This window comes from Streptomyces sp. C, from assembly GCF_000158895.1.
Lineage (GTDB): Bacteria > Actinomycetota > Actinomycetes > Streptomycetales > Streptomycetaceae > Streptomyces > Streptomyces racemochromogenes.
On record NZ_GG657750.1, the window covers coordinates 154,639 to 158,376 of the forward strand.

General features: G+C 73.1%; 1 protein-coding gene and 1 pseudogene. One reads left to right on the top strand and one right to left on the bottom strand.

Annotated features, from left to right (window positions below; all coding sequences use genetic code 11):
• Nucleotides 1–1,294 (top strand): annotated as a pseudogene (locus SSNG_RS00850) (MFS transporter); the annotation flags it as partial.
• Between the two features lie 31 nt (nt 1,295–1,325).
• Here the strand turns inward: SSNG_RS00850 and SSNG_RS00855 are convergent.
• Nucleotides 1,326–3,738: SpoIIE family protein phosphatase (locus tag SSNG_RS00855; RefSeq protein WP_007261881.1), on the bottom strand; the 2,413-nt coding region annotated here is incomplete at its 5' end.

Below are 3,738 nucleotides of genomic sequence, written 5' to 3' on the forward strand. Positions count from 1 at the left end.
CGAGGACGGCAGCGGCCTGGCCGTCACCGACGCCCAGGTCACCGGGGTCGCCGCAGCCCTCTACGTGGCCGGCGCGTGTTCGGGGGCGCTGGTCTTCGGACGGCTGACCGACCTGTTCGGGCGCAAGAAGCTCTTCCTGGTCACCCTCGGCCTCTACCTCGCGGCGACGGCACTGACCGCCGTGTCCTTCTCCCCCTGGTGGTTATTAGTCTTCCGGTTCCTCACCGGCTTCGGCATCGGCGGCGAGTACGCGGCCATCAACTCCGCGATCGACGAGCTCATCCCGAGCAAGTAAAAAAGAAACGGGTCGACCTGATCATCAACCGGCAGCTTCTGGCTCGGTGCCGTCGCCGGCGCCCTGCTGTCGGTGGTCGCGCTGGACACCGGCGTCTTCCCGGCCTGGCTGGGCTGGCGGCTCACCTTCGCGCTCGGCGTGGTCCTCGGCCTGGTCATCCTCCTCGTGCGCAGGCACGTGCCCGAAAGCCCCCGCTGGATGTTCGTCCACGGCCGGGAGCGCGAGGCCGAGGAGCTGGTCACCGAGGTCGAACGGCAGGTGGAACGCGAGAAGGGCGAGCCGCTGCCCGAGCCCGGGGAGGCGATCACCGTGACGCGGCACCGCGCGATCGGCTTCGGCCTGATCGCCCGCACCGTCTTCCGGTCGTACCCGCGGCGCGCCGTCCTCGGTCTGTCGCTCTTCATCGGCCAGGCGTTCCTCTACAACGCGATCACGTTCGGTTTCGGGACGATCCTGATCCGGTTCTTCGGGGTGCCGACCGGCGGCACCGGCTACTTCTTCGCCGTCGTCGCCTTCGGGAACTTCCTCGGGCCGCTGCTGCTGGGGCGGTTCTTCGACACCGTCGGCCGCCGCCCGATGATCGCGGGAACGTACGTGCTGTCGGGGCTGCTGCTGTTCGGCACGGCCTGGCTGTTCGGGACGGGCAGGCTCACCGCACTGACCATGACGGCCTGCTGGTGCGTGGTGTTGTTCTTCGCGTCGGCGGGGGCGAGTTCGGCGTACCTGACCGTGAGCGAGATCTTTCCGATGGAGACCCGGGCGATGGCGATCGCCTTCTTCTACGCGGTCGGCACGGCCGCCGGCGGGATCTCCGGGCCGCTGGTCTTCGCCGACCTCACCTCCAGCGGGGTCCGCTCGGACACCGTGCTGGCGTTCTGCGTCGGGGCGGCGCTGATGGTCGCCGCGGGACTGGTCGCCGTCTTCTTCGCGGTGGCCGCCGAGGGGCGCCCGCTGGAGCAGGTGGCCGCCCCGCTGTCCGCGCGGACCGACAGCGCCTGAGCGGTCCGGCCGGTGGCGGCCGCCACCGGGGTCAGTCGAGCTGCACGCCGATGACGCAGGTGTCGTCGTCGGTGTCGGACCAGCTCTCCGTGAGCAGTGCGTCGAGCCTGCTGTCGAGGTCTCCGGTCCCCGCCCCCGCCCCGGCCGTGTGCAGGAGGTCGGCCAGGGAGTCCTGCACGGAGGCGTCCCGGCGCTCGACCAGACCGTCCGTGAACATCAGCAGGGTGTCCTGCGGTTCGAGGAGGATCTCCCCCTCGGCGTACGTGACGTCGGGCAGCGCGCCGAGGAGCAGGCCGTCGATGAGGGGGAAGGCCCGGGCCCCGTCCTTCCTGACGAGTACGGGCGGCAGGTGCCCGGCGCGCGCCCAGCGCATCACGCGGGTGCGGGGGTCGTAGAGGCCGCACACGGCGGTCGCGGTGACCTGCTTGGTCAGGTGGTGGGTGACGGTGTTCAGCCAGGACATCAGCTGGGCGGGGCCGGCGCCGGTGACGGCGAGGCCGCGCAGGGCGTTGCGCAGGACGACCATTCCGGTGGCGGCTTCGATGCCGTGTCCGGCGACGTCGCCGACGGAGAGCAGGATGAGGCCCGAGGGCAGCACCAGCGTGTCGTACCAGTCGCCGCCGACGAGGGACTCCGTCTCCGCGGGCCGGTAGCGGACGGCGACGCGCAGTCCGGGTGCCTCGATGTGGTGGTGCGGGGGCATGATGGCGTGCTGGAGCTGGAGGGCGAGCCGGTTGCGTTCGGCTGATTCGGCCTCGGTGAGGGCGAGTTGGTCCCGGGTCGCGGCGAGGGCCACCTCGGTCCAGTGCTGGGCGGAGATGTCCTGGTACGCGCCGCGCACCGCGTGCAGCCGTTGTGCCGCGTCGAGTACGGGCTCGGCGACGACCCGGATGTGGCGCAGGATGCCGTCGGAGCGTCGCAGGCGCAGGTTGACGGAGGCGGGACGCCGGTAGCGGAGCACGGCGCGCAGGAAGCGGCCGAGGGCCGCGGAGTCGTCCGGGTGGGCGTGGTCGGGCAGGTCGCGCAGCGGTACGGGGGGCGCGGTGGGCGGGAGTCCGTGGAGGGCGTAGAGCTCGGAGTTCCAGGTGATCTCCCCGGTGGTGAGGACCTCCTCGAAGCCGCCGATGCGGCCCAGCCGCTGGGCGTGCTGGAGGAGGTTGGCCAGCCGGGCGGTCTCGTCCTCGATCCGCCAGATGAGCAGCACGGCGGCGCCGTGCCGGCTCACGCTGATGTCGGCGACCGAGGTGAGCGGGATCTGGTCGACGAGGGCGGTGAGGCTGACGCGTTCGGCCCGGAAGGGTTCGCCGGTGGCGTGGACCCGTTCGATGGTGTCGAAGAGGCCGCTGTCGCCGCCGACCATCGGATAGGCCTCCAGCAGCAGGGCTCCGTTGACGTCCGCGCGCGGGCGTCCGGCGGGGTCGGCGAACCGGCTGTTGGCGTGGCGGATGCGGAAGTCGGCCAGGCGGCCCTCGGCGTCGAGGACGGGGGTCAGGATGACGGTGGGGTCGTGCAGTCCCTCGGCGAGGTCGATGAGTTCCGACACGTCGGGCAGGAGTGCCTCAGGCGCCGCCGCGTCGGGCGGCGGTGCCGTGTCGAGGGTGTGGGCGCACAGCTCGGCCAGTGCTTCCACCTGGCGCTGGATCTGCGGGGGTTGCGGGGGCAGGGGCTGCGGCCAGCAGACTTCGAGTACGCCGTGTACGCGTCCGCCGGTCCCGGCGGGTACGGCCATGCGGCCGCCTCCGGGCCATTGGAGGTGCCCGATGGAGGGGATCCCCGCGTGCCCGAGGTCGGCGATGGTCACCGGGGTGCGTTCGCGCAGCGCGAGGCGGGGGACGGTGGCGACGCCGGGGGGCACGTGCCGCCAGCGGGAGGCTTCCTCCGCGGGGAATCCGGCGTGGGCCGCGAGGGCCAGGGAGCCGTCGGGGGCGGCGGCCCACACGGCGACGGCGACCGCCCCGAGCGGGGTCAGGGCGTTGGCGAGCAGGGAATCGGCCACGGCCTGGGTGTCCGCGGCGGCGGCGAGGATCCCGCTCTCGGCGGTGCGCAGGCGTACCGAGAGGGTGGAGGTCCGGGCGGTCGGCGGGGCGGCGGTCGCCGTGCGTTCGACGAACTCGGCGGCGATCTCGCTGACGTGGTCGCGGGCGGCCTGGTTGACGATGTCGGCGGCGAGTTCGAGGGGGGAGAGCCCGGCCTCGCGGCACAGCTCGTCGAGCTGGCGGGCCGCGGCGGCCGGGGTGCAGTTCAGCCGCCCCATGAGGATGCCCTTGGCCAGTTCGACCAGGGCCCGGCCGTCGGCCGCCGCGTGGGCCTCCCGTACCTCGCGGCGCAGCCGCTCGACCGTGGCGACGAGCCGTCCGAGCGGGGTCGGCGCCTGCTTCGGGAGGGAGGGCGGCGGTGCTTCGCCGACCGGTCCGCCGGGGGTGCGGGCGGTGTGAGGGTGGGTG